General features: G+C 61.8%; 16 protein-coding genes, 1 tRNA gene and 1 pseudogene. 6 read left to right on the top strand and 12 right to left on the bottom strand.

What is annotated here, in order from left to right; translation table 11 throughout:
* Positions 1-64: 64 nt before the first annotated feature.
* Positions 65-1,471 (bottom strand): transglycosylase SLT domain-containing protein, encoded by a 1,407-nt coding sequence (locus F6X59_RS11530; RefSeq protein WP_152956357.1) that lies wholly within the window; start codon positions 1,469-1,471, stop codon positions 65-67.
* A 157-nt stretch (positions 1,472-1,628) separates the two neighbouring features.
* On the opposite strand from F6X59_RS11530, the gene F6X59_RS11525 reads away from it, so the two are divergent.
* The 3 genes from F6X59_RS11525 to F6X59_RS11515 all read left to right on the top strand — a co-directional run bounded on the left by F6X59_RS11525 (position 1,629) and on the right by F6X59_RS11515 (position 4,461).
* Positions 1,629-2,426, top strand: coding sequence for a TatD family hydrolase (locus tag F6X59_RS11525; protein ID WP_152956356.1), 798 nt, complete (start codon positions 1,629-1,631; stop codon positions 2,424-2,426).
* Between the two features lie 88 nt (positions 2,427-2,514).
* Positions 2,515-3,993 carry a methyl-accepting chemotaxis protein gene (locus F6X59_RS11520; RefSeq protein ID WP_152956355.1) on the top strand — a complete coding sequence of 493 codons (1,479 nt, stop codon included), beginning with the start codon at positions 2,515-2,517 and terminating at the stop codon, positions 3,991-3,993.
* A gap of 99 nt (positions 3,994-4,092) precedes the next feature.
* On the top strand, positions 4,093-4,461 hold the full coding sequence (locus tag F6X59_RS11515; protein ID WP_152956354.1) for an Mpo1-like protein: 369 nt from the start codon (positions 4,093-4,095) through the stop codon (positions 4,459-4,461).
* A gap of 3 nt (positions 4,462-4,464) precedes the next feature.
* On the opposite strand, the gene F6X59_RS11510 is transcribed toward F6X59_RS11515, so the two are convergent.
* The 3 genes from F6X59_RS11510 to F6X59_RS11500 all read right to left on the bottom strand — a co-directional run bounded on the left by F6X59_RS11510 (position 4,465) and on the right by F6X59_RS11500 (position 6,410).
* On the bottom strand, positions 4,465-5,262 hold the full coding sequence (locus F6X59_RS11510; RefSeq protein ID WP_152956353.1) for an acyl-CoA thioesterase II: 798 nt from the start codon (positions 5,260-5,262) through the stop codon (positions 4,465-4,467).
* A gap of 87 nt (positions 5,263-5,349) precedes the next feature.
* On the bottom strand, positions 5,350-6,117 hold the full coding sequence (locus F6X59_RS11505; RefSeq protein WP_152956352.1) for a CHAD domain-containing protein: 768 nt from the start codon (positions 6,115-6,117) through the stop codon (positions 5,350-5,352).
* A gap of 14 nt (positions 6,118-6,131) precedes the next feature.
* Entirely contained in the window at positions 6,132-6,410 is a 279-nt protein-coding gene (locus tag F6X59_RS11500; RefSeq protein ID WP_152956351.1) for a hypothetical protein, read from the bottom strand.
* Between the two features lie 152 nt (positions 6,411-6,562).
* Here F6X59_RS11500 and F6X59_RS11495 point away from each other — a divergent pair, with 152 nt between their 5' ends.
* Complete coding sequence (locus tag F6X59_RS11495) at positions 6,563-7,603, top strand: patatin-like phospholipase family protein (RefSeq protein ID WP_152956350.1); 1,041 nt, start codon at positions 6,563-6,565, stop codon at positions 7,601-7,603.
* 62 nt (positions 7,604-7,665) lie between these two features.
* Here the strand turns inward: F6X59_RS11495 and F6X59_RS11490 are convergent, their stop codons facing one another.
* The 7 genes from F6X59_RS11490 to F6X59_RS11460 form a co-directional block, all read right to left on the bottom strand.
* Complete coding sequence (locus F6X59_RS11490) at positions 7,666-9,537, bottom strand: SurA N-terminal domain-containing protein (RefSeq protein ID WP_152956349.1); 1,872 nt, start codon at positions 9,535-9,537, stop codon at positions 7,666-7,668.
* Positions 9,538-9,719: 182 nt separating this feature from the next.
* Positions 9,720-9,992 (bottom strand): nucleoid-associated protein HU-beta, encoded by a 273-nt coding sequence (hupB, locus tag F6X59_RS11485; protein ID WP_003250246.1) that lies wholly within the window; start codon positions 9,990-9,992, stop codon positions 9,720-9,722.
* Positions 9,993-10,144: 152 nt separating this feature from the next.
* Entirely contained in the window at positions 10,145-12,541 is a 2,397-nt protein-coding gene (gene lon, locus F6X59_RS11480) for an endopeptidase La (protein ID WP_152956348.1), read from the bottom strand.
* Between the two features lie 165 nt (positions 12,542-12,706).
* Positions 12,707-13,990, bottom strand: a complete 1,284-nt coding sequence (gene clpX, locus F6X59_RS11475; protein WP_016394423.1) for an ATP-dependent Clp protease ATP-binding subunit ClpX — start codon at positions 13,988-13,990, stop codon at positions 12,707-12,709.
* A 108-nt stretch (positions 13,991-14,098) separates the two neighbouring features.
* The gene (gene clpP / locus F6X59_RS11470) at positions 14,099-14,740 is read right to left on the bottom strand and encodes an ATP-dependent Clp endopeptidase proteolytic subunit ClpP (protein WP_003250240.1); all 642 of its coding nucleotides are present in this window, start codon (positions 14,738-14,740) and stop codon (positions 14,099-14,101) included.
* A 91-nt stretch (positions 14,741-14,831) separates the two neighbouring features.
* Positions 14,832-16,145 carry a trigger factor gene (tig, locus tag F6X59_RS11465; protein WP_152956347.1) on the bottom strand — a complete coding sequence of 438 codons (1,314 nt, stop codon included), beginning with the start codon at positions 16,143-16,145 and terminating at the stop codon, positions 14,832-14,834.
* Between the two features lie 249 nt (positions 16,146-16,394).
* Positions 16,395-16,694: a DUF6388 family protein gene (locus F6X59_RS11460; protein WP_152956346.1), complete on the bottom strand. Its 300-nt coding sequence runs from the start codon at positions 16,692-16,694 to the stop codon at positions 16,395-16,397.
* 245 nt (positions 16,695-16,939) lie between these two features.
* On the opposite strand from F6X59_RS11460, the pseudogene F6X59_RS28640 reads away from it, so the two are divergent.
* Both F6X59_RS28640 and F6X59_RS11450 read left to right on the top strand, forming a co-directional pair.
* A pseudogene (locus F6X59_RS28640) lies at positions 16,940-17,068 on the top strand (type II toxin-antitoxin system RelE/ParE family toxin); the annotation flags it as partial.
* Complete coding sequence (locus F6X59_RS11450) at positions 17,065-17,370, top strand: XRE family transcriptional regulator (protein ID WP_152956344.1); 306 nt, start codon at positions 17,065-17,067, stop codon at positions 17,368-17,370. The pseudogene F6X59_RS28640 and the gene F6X59_RS11450, both read left to right, overlap by 4 nt.
* A 99-nt stretch (positions 17,371-17,469) precedes the next feature.
* Here F6X59_RS11450 and F6X59_RS11445 read toward each other — a convergent pair.
* A tRNA-His gene (locus F6X59_RS11445) sits at positions 17,470-17,545 on the bottom strand.
* Positions 17,546-17,553: the final 8 nt, after the last annotated feature.

The raw sequence follows: 17,553 nt of genomic DNA, 5'->3' as shown, positions 1-17,553 counted from the left end.
TAATCAATTCAGCCGATATGAAAATCGCAAAAAACCCAACATAACAATCGACAAAATCGATTTGTCAGCGACTGACCACCCGTTCCAGTGCCGTGCGCTCGCGGTTGAACGCCAGGAAGTACTTGTTGACGCTGTTGACGAAGTTGACCGGCCCCATGCCGACCTGCTCCATGGCGATGCGCTCGGTCTGGAAGAACCACTGGTTACCGTTGAGGCCGCGCTTGCGGGCCTCGGCGCGCATGGCCTGGACCCGCTCCGGGCCAAGGTTGTAGGCCGCCAGCACAAACGCCATGCGCTCGCGCTCGTTGATCTGCGGGCTGGCGAAGAACTTGCGGCGGATCAGCGCCAGATAACGCGCACTGGCCTGGACATTGCCATCGACCGAGCCGGTGTCGCTGACCCCCACCCGTTGCGCAGCCGACGGGGTGATCTGCATCAGGCCGTGCGCCCCGCCGCTGCCGCGCGCCGCAGGGTTGAGGGTGGATTCCTTGAAAGCCAGGGCGGCCAGGTTCAGCCAGTCGATCTGCTGCGCCTCGCCATGCTTCTGCAACACCGCACGCAATGAGTCGAGGCGCTGGCGATCCTTGCGCGCCAGCGGGTTGTGCACGCGGTACTGGCGCCGGTAGATGCGTTCGAAGGCGGCATCCTGGTTTTCCGGTGCCCGATACCCTTGGAGAAAACGATCCACCGTGGCCAGCAACATCGTCGCGTCGCGCCGCACATACCAGCGCATGGCCTGCGCCTGCCCCAGTTGCACCCGGCTATCCAGGCGCAGGTTCGGCATGACCCTGGCCCAGCGCTGGGCGATCGGGCGCTCCACCATGGTCAAGGGATAGATACCGGCCTGGACCATCTCCAGCACATCTTCCACCGCCAGGGTCGAATCAACCCATTCGATTTTGATCGGCGCCCGTTTGCGCAGCGCCAGCTGCTGGTTGAGCTGCTGGATCACCGCCCCTGCCGCGCTGGCGCTGGTCAATGCCACCGTGCGCCCGGACAGCTGCTCGGCGCGGGTATAGCTGCGCTCACCCTTGCGCCCGACCAGCAGCAGCGGCACCTGGTCCACTACCGGCGCACTGCTGTTGACCCCGCCTGTCACGGCCGGGTCGAGCAGCTCGCCCGGCGCGGCCAGGTCGCCTTCGCCGCGCTGCAGGGCACCCAGCAGCTGCTCCTTGGCCCGCGGAATGAGCTTCAGGCGGATCTGCTGGCCATCAGCGGCCCGGGCATTGAGGTAATGCTCAAGCCCGCGCAGGCGGTAATACTCGATACCCACCGGCTCACCCTTGATCTCTCCGGAGCTGTTGCGGCTCTGGTTGACCAGCACCCGCAGCACCTTGCTGCTACGGATCTGCTGCAAGTCTCGGGCGGTGGTCACCGGCACGTTCTGCTGTGGCCCCGGCAGCCGTGCATACGCCGGGCCGACCGTGGTCAGCCCAAGCATCAGCAACAGGGTCAACAGGTATCGCAGCATGCGAAATCGTGTCCGTGGTCGGTGGGCGGCAGCCATGTGGTACGCGCGGTCGTGAGAAATGACGGTAAAAGACCACGGCAAGCGCCTGAAGTTCTTGGTTTTTTCCGAATATCACGCTTTTTGCTATGCTGGCCGCCCCGCGGCACGAGGTAGCACCATGCAACTGATCGATATCGGCGTCAACCTGACCAACAGCAGTTTCCACGACCAGCAGGCCGCCATCGTCGAGCGCGCCATCGAGGCCGGCGTGGTACAGATGGTCCTGACCGGCACCAGCCTGGAGGTCAGCGAGCAGGCACTGGAACTGTGCCAGCAGCTCGATGGCGACGGCCAGCACCTGTTTGCCACGGCCGGCGTACACCCACACGACGCCAAGTCATGGGATGGCACCAGCGAGCGGCAACTGCGCCAGCTGTTGGCTGAATCCCGAGTGCGTGCCGTGGGTGAATGCGGGCTGGACTTCAACCGTGACTTCTCCCCTCGCCCACTGCAGGAAAAAGCCCTGGAAGCCCAGCTGGCCCTGGCAGCCGAACTGCGCCTGCCGGTGTTTCTGCACGAGCGCGATGCCAGCGAGCGCCTGCTGGCGATCCTCAAGGATTACCGCGACCACCTGCCAGCTGCCGTGGTGCATTGTTTTACCGGTGAGCGCGAAGCCTTGTTCGCCTACCTGGACATGGACCTGCACATCGGCATCACCGGCTGGATCTGTGACGAGCGCCGCGGCACCCACCTGCATCCGCTGGTGGGCAATATTGCCGAAGGGCGGCTGATGCTGGAGAGCGACGCGCCCTACCTGCTGCCACGCAGCCTGCGGCCGAAGCCGAAAAACGGCCGCAATGAGCCGGCATTCCTGACCGAGGTGCTGCGCGAAGTGGCGCTGCATCGCAACGAGCGTATCGAGCACTGCGCGCAACACACCAGCGCCACGGCCAAAGCCTTCTTTCAGCTTCCTTGACCCAGGTCATGAGCGTTACTCGAGTGTGCGGGCACAATGATGGCACCTTGCCAATAATGTTTCCGCTCAACTCAGAGAAGACCTACCCATGGGTGCCTGGCTTAGCAATGTTTCCCTGAAGTACAAATTCTGGGCCGTCAACGCGGTGGCCTTTGTCACGACCTTGCTGCTGGTGCTGTATGCGGTGCACCTGGAGCAACGCGCCCGCGCCGATGCCGCGCAGGCCCAGGCGCAAGCCCAGGCCGAACTGCTGGCCGCCTGGCCCACCGGGCAGGCGCTGCCGCGCCAGGCCAACCTGATTACCTGGCAACCCGGCCAGACACCCACTTACGCGGGTGAGCGCCTCGAAGCCCTGGCCAACGCACAAGGCTGGGTAGCCTTGCCGGCTGCCTGGATCCTGGGCGACAACCCGCTGCGCGGCGCCCAGGTGCTGCGCCATGGCGAGCAGCAACTGGCCGTACTGGCAACAGCGCCAAGCCTGCGTCAGGTGTTCTTCGACCGCTTCAGCAACTACGCCGTCTGCGTGCTGATCCTGATGCTGGCGATGCTCGGCGCCTCGCAGCTGCTGATCCGCTTCCTGCTCAGCCAGCTCAACACCCTCAAGGACGTGATGCTGCACGTGGAAAAGACCGGCGACCTGTCGGCCCGCGTCCCGCTGGCCTGCGGCGACGAAGTCGGGCAGATGGCCGGTGCCTTCAATGCCATGCAGGCCACCTACCACCGGGTGGTCAGCACCGTCGCCGACACTGCGGCGCAGCTGGACTCCGGTGCCGCGCGCCTGGCCGCGAGCATGAACGAAGTGCGCCATGGCATGCTCGGCCAACAGAGCGAGACCGACCAGGCGGCCACGGCGATCAACGAAATGTCGGCCACTGTGCACCATATTGCCCAGCATGCTGGCGCCACCCGTGACTTGTCGCAGACCGCCGACACCCTCGCCGGCAGCGGCAAGGAAGTGGTCAGCCGGGTGCAGGATTCGATCTCCGGGCTTTCCAGTGGCGTTCAGCAAACCGCCGAAATGATTCGTCAGCTCGCCGACGACAGCCAGAAGATCAACAGCGTGGTCGGGGTCATCCACAGCATTGCCGAGCAGACCAACCTGCTGGCGCTCAACGCCGCCATCGAAGCCGCCCGCGCTGGCGACTTGGGCCGTGGTTTCGCCGTGGTCGCCGACGAGGTACGCAACCTGGCCAAGCGCGTGCAGACCTCCACCGACGAAATCACCCGTATGGTCGCCGACCTGCAGGCCGGCACCCGTGACGCCGTGGAGTTCATGCAGGAGAGCTCATACAAGGCCGACGACTGCGTCCGCCAGGCCCAGGAGGCCGGCGCGGCACTGGCCGAGATTACCGGTGCGGTCGCGCAAATGCGCGAGAGCAACACGCAGATCGCCGTCGCCGCCGAACAGCAAAGCCAGGTGGCCGAAGAAATGAACCGTGCGGTGGTGAGCATCCGCGATGTCACCGAAGAAACCGTGCAGCAGACCGTCGGCTCGGCCACCACCAGCAGCCAGCTGGCGACGCTGGCCGGTGAGCTGAACAAGGCCATCGGCCAGCTCAAGCTATAGTCGCCATAGCCAGCCTCGATTGGCCCCGTAACCGGGGCCGCACTAAGCTTTGGGCATGCTTGCAATAAACAGCGCGACCCACATCGCGAGGAGCCGCCCATGAGCAAACGACTGACCAACCTGCACGCCTGGCAATGGCGTAGCTACCACCACAATCACCGGCACCCGACCAACCTGGTGTTGCACCTGATTGCCGTGCCGCTGTTCATCCTCGGTGCCCTGCTGGTGCTGTCAGGCCTGTTCGCCCTGGACCTGGGCCAGATCGCCGTCGGCGTCATTGCCCTGATCGCCGGCCTGGGCCTGCAGCGCCACGGGCATCGCCTGGAAGCCGAACAGCCCGAACCGTTCGCCAACCGCAAGGACGCCGTGCAGCGGCTGCTGACCGAGCAGTTCGTCACCTTCCCGCGCTTCGTCCTCAGCGGTGCCTGGTGGAAAGCCTGGCGCGAGCGGCACAAGCACCGGCGGTGATGCTCAGGCAAACACCGTGACCGTCTGCCGGCTCAGGGCCAGCAGCTGCCCTTCGGCACTCCACAATGCTGCCGCCGCGTGGCCATAGCCATCGCGCGCGTGCTCGGTCTCGACACGGTAATGGCACCAGTCCAGCGTTGACAGTTTCGCCGTCGGCTGGATGAATTCGATGGTCCAGGTCAGCGTACTGCCCGCGGCAGGCTGCTTGAGGAACGGCATCAGGCTCGGCGGCCAGGCATCCACCAGCGCCAGCAGGTGCGCCTCGTTGACCTGCTCTTCGGCAACATCGCGCAGGCGCACCCAGCCGCCCATGTGGCGCGACTGGTTGCCACTGAACGGCAGGCCCCCGACCGACCAGCGCAAGGCGACATGGCGCATGAACTCCGGGGTGACGCCCTTGATGTAAGGCAACTCCGGGGCCGCCTGCTCAAGCGGCTTCATCTCCACGGCGGGTGCAGCCGCAACATCGACCACCGATGGCCGGCCCGCACCAAAATTACCCTGCACCAGCGTCACCACCTGGCCATCCTGAATGGCCCGGCCCAGCAACGTGCTGACCGCCTTGCCCTCACGCAGCACCTCGACCTCGAAACGAATGGGAACATCCGCTGCCGCCGGGCTGACGAAGCTGATGGCCAGCGAGCGCACCGGGCGATCATCGCAGAGCTTCAGACGCATGCTTTCATGAACCATGGCCGCCATCAGGCCGCCAAACACGGCGCGCCCCTGGGCCCAGCTGGGTGGAATGCTGACCGCGTCGGGGTTTGCCCGCACGGCATCGAGCAGTTGGTTGAAATTCATCGGCCGGCTCCTGCCTACAGCGAAAGATTTGCCAATACTAGCCAGCAAACTCCGGCCGATCAGCCCGCATATCGGTCATTTGCCGGGCTAACGCCGCTTGAGCGCGGCCTGCAGCGCATCAAGGGTGACATCGGAGGTGCGCTCTGCCTCGTGCAGTTCCTGCTCCCAGGAGACCTTGCAAGGCGCCAGGTCAGGGTGATCCTTGGCCTGCAGCAACCACTGCAGGCGGTCATGCCAATCACCCAGATCGCCCTGGGCCCTCTTCAACAGGCGCTGCAGTTTCTTGCCGGCATGATCGAGCTGCGGATAGGCCTCGTCGCCGTAGCGCACCCGCTTGATCAGCAGACGCAGGCGATGGCGGTCATGGGCGGGGTCCCGCAGGGCCTTGCGCAGTTTGTGCCACTGTTTGAACAGGCGCTTGTCGACCCGCTTGTCCAGCGATTTGGCCAGCCCTTCGCGATCGGCTGCCCGCAAGAACAGCGGGAACGCATCGACGATCGCCAGCACCCGGGTCAGCTGCGCGCTGGTGGCAACGCTGGCGAATGTCCTGTCGCGCCCTGCCAGGCGTCGCTGCCCGGCTTCGGCATGGCCGCGCCCGATGAGCTCGGCGGCCAGCACCTCACGATCACGCAGGGGCGTTGTCAATGTGCCCAACGAACTGGCGGCCTCCTCCAGTTGCTCCACCCCCGGCAGCCCGCGCAACGGCCGCAACAGGCTGCGCAGGCGCCGCAAGCTGGTACGCAGGTCGTGCAGGGCCTCGCTGTCGGTGTCCGCGGCCAGGCGTTCGCGACAGGCCAGCAGGCGCACCTGCAAGGTCAGCAACTGGGCAACGACATGATCGAGCATGGCGGACATTTAACGCTCCTTGGTCAGCGCCCGGCGCGCGACTCACGAATATAGAAGCGGGCCTTTTCGGCTTTGTTGGTGCAGCTCTCGTAACCTTCGAATTGCTGCTGGGTCTTGGCGCCGGTCAACAGTGACAGCGCCTTGGAATAGCTCACGGCACCTGCAAAGCCTTCTGCCTTGGCCAGGTCGAGCTCTTTCCAGGCCGCATCCAGTTGCGTTGCGCAGCTCTCCCGATAGGCCGTCTTGCCCGCGCAACCGGCGAGAGCAAGGGCAATCAGGGGAAGGCAGATCCAGACTTTCATCAGTGTTACCTCAACAGTTTGAATAATGGCTCTTCGACGCTCGGCCGGATGAAAAGTGCCGCGTCCGGGAGGCTTTGCCTAGAGTGTTTATTGAAGCACAGGCAACGCTCGGTGCATTGTAGGACCATAGTGACACAAGCCGGGGAAAGCTCATGAGCAAACGCGTGGCATTGGTGTTGGGATCGGGAGGCGCTCGTGGGTATGCCCATATCGGCGTGATCGAGGAAATCGAACGGCGCGGCTACGACATCGCCTGCATTGCTGGCTGCTCCATGGGCGCAGTGATTGGCGGTATCTATGCGGCAGGCAAACTGGAGGAATACCGCAACTGGATCGAAAGCCTGGACTACCTGGATGTACTGCGCCTGGTCGACGTCAGCTTCCGCCTTGGCGCCATCCGCGGTGACAAGGTGTTCGGCCAGATCCGCAAGATCGTCGGCGACATGAACATCGAGGAGCTGCGCATCCCTTATACGGCGGTCGCGGCCGACCTTACCAACCAGCAGGAAATCTGGTTCCAGGAAGGCTGCCTGCATCAGGCCATGCGTGCCTCGGCGGCGATACCGAGCCTGTTCACGCCAGTGATGCAGGGCAACCGCATGTTGGTCGACGGCGGCATCCTCAACCCCCTGCCGATCGTACCGGTGGTGTCCAGCCACTGTGACCTGATCATCGCGGTCAACCTCAACGCAACCAACCAGAAGCAGTACCAGTTGCCGGTGATCGAGCGGCCCGCTGCTTTCAAGATGCGTTTTGACGCCCTGCTCAGCTCGCTGGGCTCGCGCCTGCCGTTTCGGCGCAAGCCTGCCGAAGAGCTGATTCGCATCGAGCAGGAGATCGTCGCCGAAGGGCTGGCACCGCCCAACCCGTGGCTGGCCGACGCGGCCGACCCCGAGGCCCAGCAACCCGCAGCGGCGCCCGAGCGTGAAGGCGCACCGAAGTCGGCGACCGGTTCATTCATCATCGACAACGTCGGGCCGGCCTCGCTGCTCGACCTGATCAACCAGAGCTTCGAGGTGATGCAGACGTCGCTGGCGCAGTACAAGATTGCCGGGTATCCACCGGACGTGCTGATCAACGTGCCCAAGCGGGTGTGCCGGTTCTTCGAGTTCTACAAGGCACCGGAACTGATTGCGCTGGGGCGGGAGATTGCGCGGGATACGCTGGACAACTATGAGGGGGTCAAGCGCTAGCTACAGGCGGTAGAAATGAAACAGGCCGCATCGCGCGGCCTGTTTCGTCATGCATCCATCACTCAGTAGCGGGTGATGTCGGCAGTGCCTTCCAGCTGCTTGCGGTAGGCGGCAAAGTCCTGCTGGCCAGCACGGGATGCGAGGTAGCGGCGAATCTGCTGCTTCTCGTCGTCGCTGGCAGCGGCACCTTCGTTGACGCCTTTGAGCTGCAACACGACCAGGCTGCCGTCGGCCAGGACCACACTGCCGTACACCGGCTTGTCCTTGGCTTGCGGCTTGGCCAGGCGGAACAGCGCCTGCAGCTCGGCCGGGTCGATACCGTCCTGGCCACGGGTCACGGCTTCGTGAGCCTTCCACTGCTGACCGTCGTGAGCGCCAGCGGCAGCGATGGAACCGTCACGCAGGCCGGCGATCAGCTTGTCCGCCTTGGTCTTGAGTTCGGCAGTTGCCTTCTCTTTGGCCAGGTGTTCGCTGATGTTCTTGGCCACGGCTTCCAGTGGCAGTTGCTCCGGTTTGCGGTGCTCCTTGACGCGCAGCACCACGGTGGTTTCCGGGTCGAGCTCGATGGCGGTGCTGTTGGCACCTTCATCCATCACTTCTTCGGAGAACGCAGCCTGGATCACACCACGGTTGGCGGTAATGCCCTCGCCGCCTTCGCGGCCGAACGGCGCGGAAGTCTGCACCTTGAGTTTCAGGTCCTGGGCCGGCTGGGCCAGGTCGGAAGCCTCGTAGGCAGCATCCTGCAGCTGCTTGCTGGCGTCGACGTAACGCTGCTCGACCAGCGGGGTCTTCAGGTCGCGGGTCAGCTTGTCCTTGAGGCTGGCGAAGCTCGGTACTTCCGGCGCCTGCTTGCCCAACAGCTTGATCAGGTGGTAGCCGAACTCGGTACGCACCGGGGCCGATACCTGGCCGTCGTTGAGCTTGTACAGGGCGTCTTCGAAGGCCGGGTCATACACGCCTGGGCCTGCAAAACCGAGGTCACCGCCATTGCTGGCAGAACCTGGGTCCTGGGAGAACTCCTTGGCCAGCTTGGCGAAGTCTTCACCCTTGGCCAGGCGTTGCTCGACCTCTTCGGCCTTGGCCTTGGCCTGGGCGTCGGTGACCTTGTCGTTGACCTCGATGAGGATGTGCGCGGCATGGCGCTGCTCGGCGAGGTTGGCGACTTCCTTCTCGTACTGGGCCTTGAGCTCTTCGTCGGTGACCTTGACCTGGTCGAAGAACGCCGACTTCTTCAGCTCGATGTAGTCGATGACCACCTGGTCGGGGGTCATGAACTCCTTGGCGTGCTGCTCGTAATGCGCCTTGACCTCGTCATCGCTGACCTTGACTGCGGCCGGGTCGGCCTTGAAGGTCAGGGAAGCGAAATCGCGGGTCTGGTTTTCCAAACGGGCAAAGGCGTCAACCTGCTGGTCGGTGACGAAGCTGCTGCCAGCGATACCGGTACGCAGCTGGCCGATCAGCATCTCTTCCGCGAGCATGTCGCGGAACTGCATGCGGCCATAGCCCAGCTGGCGGATAACCTGATCGAAACGATCGGCACTGAACTTGCCATCGACCTGAAATTCCGGCGTCTGCAAAATCACCTGGTCCAGCGCGGCTTCAGAGAAGGCGAACTTGGCGTCTTTGGCACCCTGCAGCAGCAGTTTGCGATCGATCAGACCTTTGAGCGCGGCGTCGCGCAGGCGCTTGTCATCCAGCACCGCTGGGTCGAAATCCTTGCCCAACTGTTGCATCAGCTGACGGCGCTGCATGTCGGCAGCCTGGCTCAGCTCATTCAGGCTGATGGTGTCGCCGTTCACCTTAGCCGCGTCCTGGCTGTGAGTGGCGGCCTTGAAGATGGCTTCGAAGCCGGTCAACGCCATCAACACGACGATGAGGCCGATGATGGTCTTGGCAATCCAACCTTGTGAATTGTCCCTGATATTTTGCAGCATGCGTCCCCCAGAAACGGCTGTACCACTGCGTCGACAACCGCGGAGCGTGGGTAGAATCCTGATAAAAGAAAGGCGCATCCGAGGATGCGCCTTTTCTTAGCAAACGTGTCAGGCGGGAACGTTTGCGGCCCGCCATCAGCGTGCTCGGACCTGGCCAAGGCCTGGTCCGGCTGAAAGACGACTTAGTTGACGGCGTCTTTCAGGCCTTTGCCAGCCTTGAAACCTGGAACCTTGGCAGCTTCGATCTTGATCGCCTTGCCGGTTTGCGGGTTACGGCCGGTGCGCTCGGCGCGCTCCTTGACCGAGAAGGTACCGAAGCCAACCAGTACCACATCGTCACCTTGCTTCAGGGCGCCGGTGACGGATTCGATGACTGCGTCCAGCGCGCGGCCAGCTACAGCTTTCGGGATGTCAGCGGATGCGGCGATAGCGTCAATCAGTTCCGACTTGTTCACTCTAAGTCCCCTTATTTCTCTATTGAGTTTGTTTCTAAGTATGTAATGAAAAGCTGATGAAACCTGTGCCGGGTGGCCGTTTGACAATAGCGTGCCGCTTTATAGCAAGGCCCCGAAAAAACTGTCAAGGAAAGCCCCCCAGCCAAAAACTACTAATGCGTGCTAATTCTTTCCTTAGCATCGCCGTCGCGCTTGTCATCTTTCGCGACAATCTCCGGAGCCACATCTGGCAAGGGCTCCGGGGCGTATTGCAGCGCAATTTGCAGGACTTCGTCAATCCATTTGACCGGTTTGATCTGCAGATCCTGTTTGATATTTTCAGGAATTTCTTTCAGATCGCGAACATTCTCCTCGGGAATGATCACCGTCTTGATCCCGCCACGGTGTGCAGCCAGCAGTTTTTCCTTCAACCCGCCGATAGCCAATACCTGGCCACGCAGGGTGATTTCGCCGGTCATGGCCACATCGGCGCGTACTGGAATCTGCGTCAGCGCGGACACCAGCGCGGTGCACATGCCGATACCCGCGCTCGGGCCGTCCTTCGGCGTGGCGCCCTCAGGCATGTGGATATGCACGTCGTGCTTCTCGTGGAAATCGGCGGCAATCCCCAGGCTGCGGGCACGGCTGCGGACCACGGTCTGCGCGGCTGTGATCGACTCGACCATGACATCACCCAGCGAGCCGGTCTTGATCAGCTGACCCTTGCCAGGGATGACCACCGACTCGATGGTCAGCAATTCGCCGCCCACCTGGGTCCAGGCAAGGCCGGTGACCTGGCCGATCTGGTCCTGCTGCTCGGCCAGGCCGTAGCGGAACTTGCGCACGCCGAGCAGGTGCTCGAGCTGCTCGCTGGTGACCTTGACCTTGACCTGCTTCTGCCCGGTATGTTCCTTGACCACCTTGCGGCAGACCTTGGCGATCTGGCGCTCCAGGCCACGCACACCGGCTTCACGGGTGTAGTAACGGATGATGTCGCGAATCGCCGAGACGTCGATGTCCAGCTCTTCGGTCTTCAAACCGTTGGCCTTGACCTGCTTGGGCGTCAGGTACTTGACCGCGATGTTGATCTTCTCGTCCTCGGTGTAACCCGGCAGGCGGATGACTTCCATACGGTCGAGCAGCGCCGGCGGAATGTTCATCGAGTTCGAGGTGCACAGGAACATCACGTCCGAGAGGTCGTAATCGACTTCCAGGTAGTGGTCGTTGAAATTGTGGTTCTGCTCCGGGTCGAGCACTTCCAGCAGCGCCGAGGCCGGGTCGCCACGCATGTCGCTGCCCATTTTGTCGATCTCGTCGAGCAGGAACAGCGGGTTGCGCACACCCACCTTGGTCATCTTCTGGATCAGCCGGCCAGGCATGGAGCCGATGTAGGTACGACGGTGCCCACGAATCTCGGCCTCGTCACGCACGCCACCCAGGGCCATGCGCACGAACTTGCGGTTGGTCGCAGCAGCGATCGACTCGGCCAGCGAGGTCTTGCCCACGCCAGGCGGGCCGACCAGGCACAGCACCGGGCCGCGGATCTTCTTCACCCGCTTCTGCACGGCGAGGTACTCGAGAATCCGCTCCTTGACCTCTTCCAGGCCATAGTGGTCGGCATCGAGGATCTCCTCGGCCTTGGCCAGGTCCAGGCGCACCTTGCTTTGGGCCTTCCACGGCACCTGCACGAGCCAGTCGAGGTACGAGCGCACCACGGTGGCTTCGGCGGACATCGGCGACATCTGCTTGAGCTTGTTCAGCTCGGCCTGGGCCTTGGCCAGGGCGTCTTTTGGCAGGCCAGCGGCTTCGATGCGCTTTTTCAGCTCTTCGACTTCGTTGTGGCCTTCATCACCATCGCCGAGCTCCTTCTGAATGGCCTTCATCTGCTCATTCAGGTAGTACTCGCGCTGGCTGCGCTCCATCTGCTTCTTGACCCGGCCACGGATACGCTTCTCGACCTGCAGCAGGTCGATTTCGGCATCCAGCAGGGCCAGCACGTGCTCGACTCGGGTCGTCAGGTCGACGATCTCGAGGATTTCCTGCTTCTGCTCGATCTTCAGCGCCATGTGCGCGGCCATGGTATCGACCAGGCGACCAGGCTCTTCGATGCTGTTCAGCGACGACAGCACTTCGGCGGGGACTTTCTTGCCCAGCTGCACGTACTGCTCGAATTGCGACAGCAGCGTGCGCACGAAGACTTCCGACTCGCGCTCGGCGGCGTCGGTTTCATCGATCAGGGAAACTTCGGCACGGATGTGCCCTTCTACTTCGGTGAAGCGCTCGACCGCACCGCGCTGCTCGCCCTCGACCAGCACCTTGACCGTGCCATCGGGCAGTTTCAGCAGTTGCAATACGGTAGCGACGGTACCGACCCGATACAGGGCATCTTCGCCTGGATCGTCATCGGCAGGGTTCTTCTGGGCCAGCAGCAGGATCTGCTTCTCGCCCGTCATCGCGGCCTCAAGGGCTTCGATAGACTTCTCACGCCCCACGAACAGTGGGATAACCATGTGCGGATAGACGACGACATCGCGCAATGGCAAAAGAGGCAAGTCGAGGGTGGTCTTCATGATTTCGCCTCTACAGCGGCCTTATGGCCGGAAACCGGTGGAAATGATGCTTGGACCTAATGTGGGGGCACGCCTGGGAAATTACAAGCGCTGGCATAGGAAAAGCAGAAAGGGGCCCGTAGGCCCCTTTCTTGCTTGCTGCCATTACCCGGCATTTACCTGAAATCAGGCGTCGGGCGCGGCCTTGGCTTGCGGCTCGCTGTTCTCGTAGATCATCAGCGGCTGCGAGGTGCCTTCGATGACGCTCTCGTCGATCACCACCTTGCTGACATCCTTCTGCGAAGGAATCTCGTACATGGTGTCGAGCAGCACGCCTTCGAGGATCGAACGCAGGCCACGGGCGCCAGTCTTGCGCTCCAGGGCCTTGCGTGCGACAGCCTTGAGGGCGTCGGTGCGGAACTCGAGGTCCACGCTTTCCATCTCGAACAGCTTGGCGTACTGCTTGGTCAGGGCATTCTTCGGCTCGGTGAGGATCTGCATCAGCGCAGCCTCATCCAGCTCATCGAGGGTCGCCAGTACCGGCAGGCGGCCGACGAACTCAGGGATCAGGCCAAACTTGACCAGATCGTCCGGCTCGACTTCGCGCAGCGATTCGCCGACCTTCTTGCCCTCTTCCTTGCTGCGTACTTCGGCGCCAAAACCGATGCCACCCTTGGTGGAGCGGTTCTGGATGACCTTTTCCAGGCCGGAGAAGGCGCCACCGCAGATGAACAGGATGTTGCGGGTATCAACCTGCAGGAATTCCTGTTGCGGGTGCTTGCGGCCGCCCTGCGGCGGAACAGAAGCTACGGTGCCTTCAATCAGCTTCAGCAGCGCCTGCTGCACGCCTTCACCCGAAACGTCGCGGGTGATGGACGGGTTGTCCGACTTGCGCGAGATCTTGTCGATCTCGTCGATGTAGACAATGCCCATCTGGGCCTTTTCCACGTCGTAGTCGCACTTCTGCAGCAGTTTCTGAATGATGTTCTCGACGTCCTCACCCACATAACCGGCTTCGGTCAGGGTGGTGGCGTCAGCAATGGTGAACGGTACGTTCAACAGCCGTGCAAGGGTTTCGGCGAGCAGGGTCTTGCCCGAGCCGGTAGGCCCGATAAGCAGGATGTTGCTCTTGCCGAGTTCGACTTCGTCGCCCTTCTTGTCACGCTGGTTCAGGCGCTTGTAGTGGTTGTACACCGCTACGGCCAGGACCTTCTTAGCGCGTTCCTGACCGATGACGTACTGGTCCAGGATGCCGCTGATTTCTTTCGGCGAAGGCAATTTGTGCGCGCTGCTCTCGGCCTGGGCTTCCTGCACCTCCTCACGGATGATGTCGTTGCACAGGTCGACGCACTCGTCGCAGATAAATACCGAGGGCCCGGCAATCAGTTTGCGCACTTCGTGCTGGCTTTTGCCGCAGAAGGAGCAATAAAGCAATTTGCCGCTGTCCTCGCCGTTACGGGTGTCAGTCATTCGATCGATCCAATCCGGTAGGCTTGCAACACAAGATGAAGGCAATTGCGGGCTTTTTCAAGTCCGCAGGTAGGCGCTTTGCGCACCTACCTGCTCTGGCTCCTGGGTTCAGGAGGCCAGTTGCCGCTTGTCGTACACCGAGTCGATCAGGCCGTACTCGGCCGCGCGCGAGGCGCTCATGAAATTGTCACGCTCGGTGTCACGCTTGATGGTCTCGAGTTCCTGGCCGGTGTGGTAGGCCAGCAGCTCGTTCAGGCGCGCCTTGATATTGAGGATTTCCTGGGCGTGGATCTCGATATCGGTGGCCTGACCCTGGAAACCGCCCAGTGGCTGGTGGATCATCACGCGCGAGTTCGGCAGGCAGTGACGCTTGCCCTTGGCACCCGCAGCCAACAGGAACGCACCCATGCTGCAGGCCTGGCCGATGCAGATGGTCGAGACGTCCGGCTTGATGAATTGCATGGTGTCGTAGATCGACATGCCTGCAGTCACCGAACCGCCCGGGGAGTTGATGTACAGATGGATATCCTTGTCCGGGTTTTCCGCCTCAAGGAACAGCAGCTGCGCCACTACCAGGTTGGCCATGTAATCCTCTACCGGGCCAACCAGGAAGATCACTCGCTCCTTCAACAGGCGCGAGTAGATGTCGTAGGCACGTTCGCCACGGGCGGACTGCTCGATAACCATCGGGACCAGGCCGCCTGCGGCCTGGATGTCAGAGCTCTGCTGAATATAAGAATTGCGGGACATGTCCTGCGCTCACTCCCAAATAGTCATGGCTTGATAACGCACAAGCCAGCTCGAAGGCTGGCTTGTGGGGGTTTCCTACGAGAGAAGCCTGTTACTCAGCGGCGGCAGGAGCCTGTGCTGGCTTAACGGCATCTTCGTACGAGACCGACTTGTCGGTCACAGTCGCTTTCTGCAGAACAGTATCTACAACTTGTTCTTCCAGCACAACCGAACGGACTTCGTTCAGTTGCTGGTCGTTCTTGTAGTACCAGGAAATGACCTGCTCAGGCTCTTGGTAAGCCGAGGCCATTTCTTCGATCATTTCGCGAACCTTGCCTTCGTCTGGCTTCAGCTCGAACTGCTTGACCACTTCGGCGACGATCAGGCCCAGCACCACACGACGCTTGGCTTGCTCTTCGAACAGCTCGGCCGGCAGTTGCTCAGGCTTGATGTTGCCACCGAACTGCTGAACAGCCTGGACGCGCAGACGGTTGACTTCGTTTTCCAGCAGGGCCTTCGGCACTTCGATCGGGTTGGCAGCCAGCAGACCGTCCATGACCTGGTTCTTGACCTTGGTCTTGATCGCCTGACGCAGCTCACGCTCCATGTTCTTGCGAACTTCGGTACGGAAGCCTTCCAGGGTCGACTCTTTGATGCCGAACTGGGCGAAGAACTCTTCGTTCAGCTCTGGCAGCACAGGGGCCGAGACGCTGTTGACGGTGATGGTGAACTCGGCGGCTTTGCCAGCCAGGTCCAGGTTCTGGTAGTCCTCTGGGAAGGTCACGTTGACAACGCGCTCTTCACCGGCCTTGGCGCCAACCAGGCCATCTTCGAAGCCAGGGATCATGCGGCCGGAGCCCAGTACCAGCTGGGTGCCCTTGGCGGAACCGCCAGCGAACACTTCACCGTCGACCTTGCCAACGAAATCGATGTTGACCTGGTCGTCGTTCTGCGCAGCACGCTCGACGGCCTCGAAGCGGGTGTTCTGCTTGCGCAGGACTTCCAGCATGTTGTCCAGGTCGGCGTCAGCCACTTCGGCGCTCAGGCGCTCGACGTTGATCGACTCGAAGCCGGCAACGGTGAACTCTGGGAACACTTCGAAGATGGCAACGAATTCCAGGTCCTTGCCCTTCTCGAAGGACTTCGGCTCAACGGCCGGAGCGCCAGCCGGGTTCAGCTTCTGCTCGACGATGGCTTCGTAGAAGGAAGCCTGGACCAGGTCACCGAAAGCCTCTTGACGGGCATCGGCTTCGAAACGCTGACGGATCACGCTCATCGGCACCTTGCCTGGGCGGAAGCCCGCGACCTTGGCGCGCTTGGCAGTCTGTTGCAGACGCTTGTTGACTTCGTTCTCGACGCGCTCGGCCGGAACGGCGATGGTCATGCGGCGCTCGAGAGCGGAAGTGTTTTCAACAGAAACTTGCATGGATATTCCTCGTTGCACAGACGTTAGCCGGCGATAGCCCGACTCCAGAATCAAGGGCGAACATTCTAGTGAGTCACGCACCAGAAGTCACCCCACCCGGGACGACGGGAAACCACGCCGGTCGATTAACTTGCATGGCCCGCACCGTGAAGTGCCGAGCCTCTTTATATAGAGGGCCGCATACCCCCCAAAGGGCGGCACACAACCGAAATACCTTGTCAAACAACTACCAGCTTGAAAGCGACCCGCTTATTCAGGATCGATCTCGTTGAACTGGCAGTACTCCTCCCACTCCATTCCCAGCGCCTCGGCCACTTCGCGATGGGTCTCAAGGCGCATGGCCTGCAGCTGCTCAGGGCTTTCGGCAATCAGCTGCAACGCCAGCTCCCAGGGCTGAAGCCCTTGCTCATCGGCGGCATCCTCGAATGCCCACTCGATCTGCTGGGCCTGCTCATGGGCATCCAGCTCGCGTATTTCCTCGAGCAGTTGCGGATTGGCTTCGGCGAAGCGCTGCAACGCCAGGGCCTGGCGGGCTTCTTTTGCAATCATCAGGGTGTTCCTCTGCCGGCCAAATGGGCCGGTGTTTCAACCGGCTGAAATCTAACAGCTTTTATTGGGGTGCCACCAGAGGATTGCAAGGGCGAAAAACGATCTCACTTAATTGCAGAACATTCCTACCACTACCGGGGAATGAGCCTCTGGCCCGCGGATTCTGGCTCTTCTTGATTGGAGTACCTTTTTTGGTACACTTTCATGAGCGAAAAACCACCAACCCTGGATGCCTGCTTCTACCGTTACTGTTCACTGTGTCCGGAAGCACGATGGTACTGCTGCACGGCTTTATCAAGAAAAGCCAGAAAACACCCGCCTTCGAACTGGAAACCGCCCGACAGCGCAAAGCAGCCCTGGAGAAATACACATGACCAACCCGCGCATCGGCTCCGGATTCGACGAGTTCCTCACCGAACAGGAACTGACAGAGGAAGTCAGCGCCGCAGCACTCAAGCGCGTGATTGCCTGGCAGATCACCGAAGCCATGAAGAACCAGAAGGTCTCCAAGAAGGTCCTGGCCGAGCGCATGCACACCAGCCGCACAGCCGTCGACCGGGCACTGGACCAGAACGACCCTGGCATGACCCTGGCCACGCTGGCCAGCGCTGCTCGCGCCCTAGGGCAACGCGTGGAAGTACGCCTCATACCCGATCAAGCTCAAGCCCACCCCTGACCAGGCAGCTGGGCAGCGCATGACTGCCCACCCCACGCTGACGCCACGCAGAAACAACAAAGGCGCCCGATCTCACGATCAAGGCGCCTTCGAAAAATATGGGGTGGACGATGGGAATCGAACCCACGACAACTGGAATCACAATCCAGCGCTCTACCAACTGAGCTACGCCCACCATATTGC

It is taken from the genome of Pseudomonas sp. MN1F (assembly GCF_009391885.1).
GTDB lineage: Bacteria > Pseudomonadota > Gammaproteobacteria > Pseudomonadales > Pseudomonadaceae > Aquipseudomonas.
This window is presented reverse-complemented; position numbering and strand designations above follow the sequence as displayed.

Coding starts and splice junctions, on each gene's coding strand:
- lon (WP_152956348.1), bottom strand. CDS start 12,541: ATGAAGACCACCCTCGACTTGCCTCTTTTGCCATTGCGCGATGTCGTC.
- F6X59_RS11460 (WP_152956346.1), bottom strand. CDS start 16,694: ATGATTGCAAAAGAAGCCCGCCAGGCCCTGGCGTTGCAGCGCTTCGCC.
- F6X59_RS11520 (WP_152956355.1), top strand. CDS start 2,515: ATGGGTGCCTGGCTTAGCAATGTTTCCCTGAAGTACAAATTCTGGGCC.
- F6X59_RS11525 (WP_152956356.1), top strand. CDS start 1,629: ATGCAACTGATCGATATCGGCGTCAACCTGACCAACAGCAGTTTCCAC.
- F6X59_RS11450 (WP_152956344.1), top strand. CDS start 17,065: ATGACCAACCCGCGCATCGGCTCCGGATTCGACGAGTTCCTCACCGAA.
- F6X59_RS11530 (WP_152956357.1), bottom strand. CDS start 1,471: ATGCTGCGATACCTGTTGACCCTGTTGCTGATGCTTGGGCTGACCACG.
- F6X59_RS11505 (WP_152956352.1), bottom strand. CDS start 6,117: ATGTCCGCCATGCTCGATCATGTCGTTGCCCAGTTGCTGACCTTGCAG.
- clpP (WP_003250240.1), bottom strand. CDS start 14,740: ATGTCCCGCAATTCTTATATTCAGCAGAGCTCTGACATCCAGGCCGCA.
- F6X59_RS11500 (WP_152956351.1), bottom strand. CDS start 6,410: ATGAAAGTCTGGATCTGCCTTCCCCTGATTGCCCTTGCTCTCGCCGGT.
- F6X59_RS11515 (WP_152956354.1), top strand. CDS start 4,093: ATGAGCAAACGACTGACCAACCTGCACGCCTGGCAATGGCGTAGCTAC.
- F6X59_RS11510 (WP_152956353.1), bottom strand. CDS start 5,262: ATGAATTTCAACCAACTGCTCGATGCCGTGCGGGCAAACCCCGACGCG.
- F6X59_RS11495 (WP_152956350.1), top strand. CDS start 6,563: ATGAGCAAACGCGTGGCATTGGTGTTGGGATCGGGAGGCGCTCGTGGG.
- clpX (WP_016394423.1), bottom strand. CDS start 13,990: ATGACTGACACCCGTAACGGCGAGGACAGCGGCAAATTGCTTTATTGC.
- F6X59_RS11490 (WP_152956349.1), bottom strand. CDS start 9,537: ATGCTGCAAAATATCAGGGACAATTCACAAGGTTGGATTGCCAAGACC.
- tig (WP_152956347.1), bottom strand. CDS start 16,145: ATGCAAGTTTCTGTTGAAAACACTTCCGCTCTCGAGCGCCGCATGACC.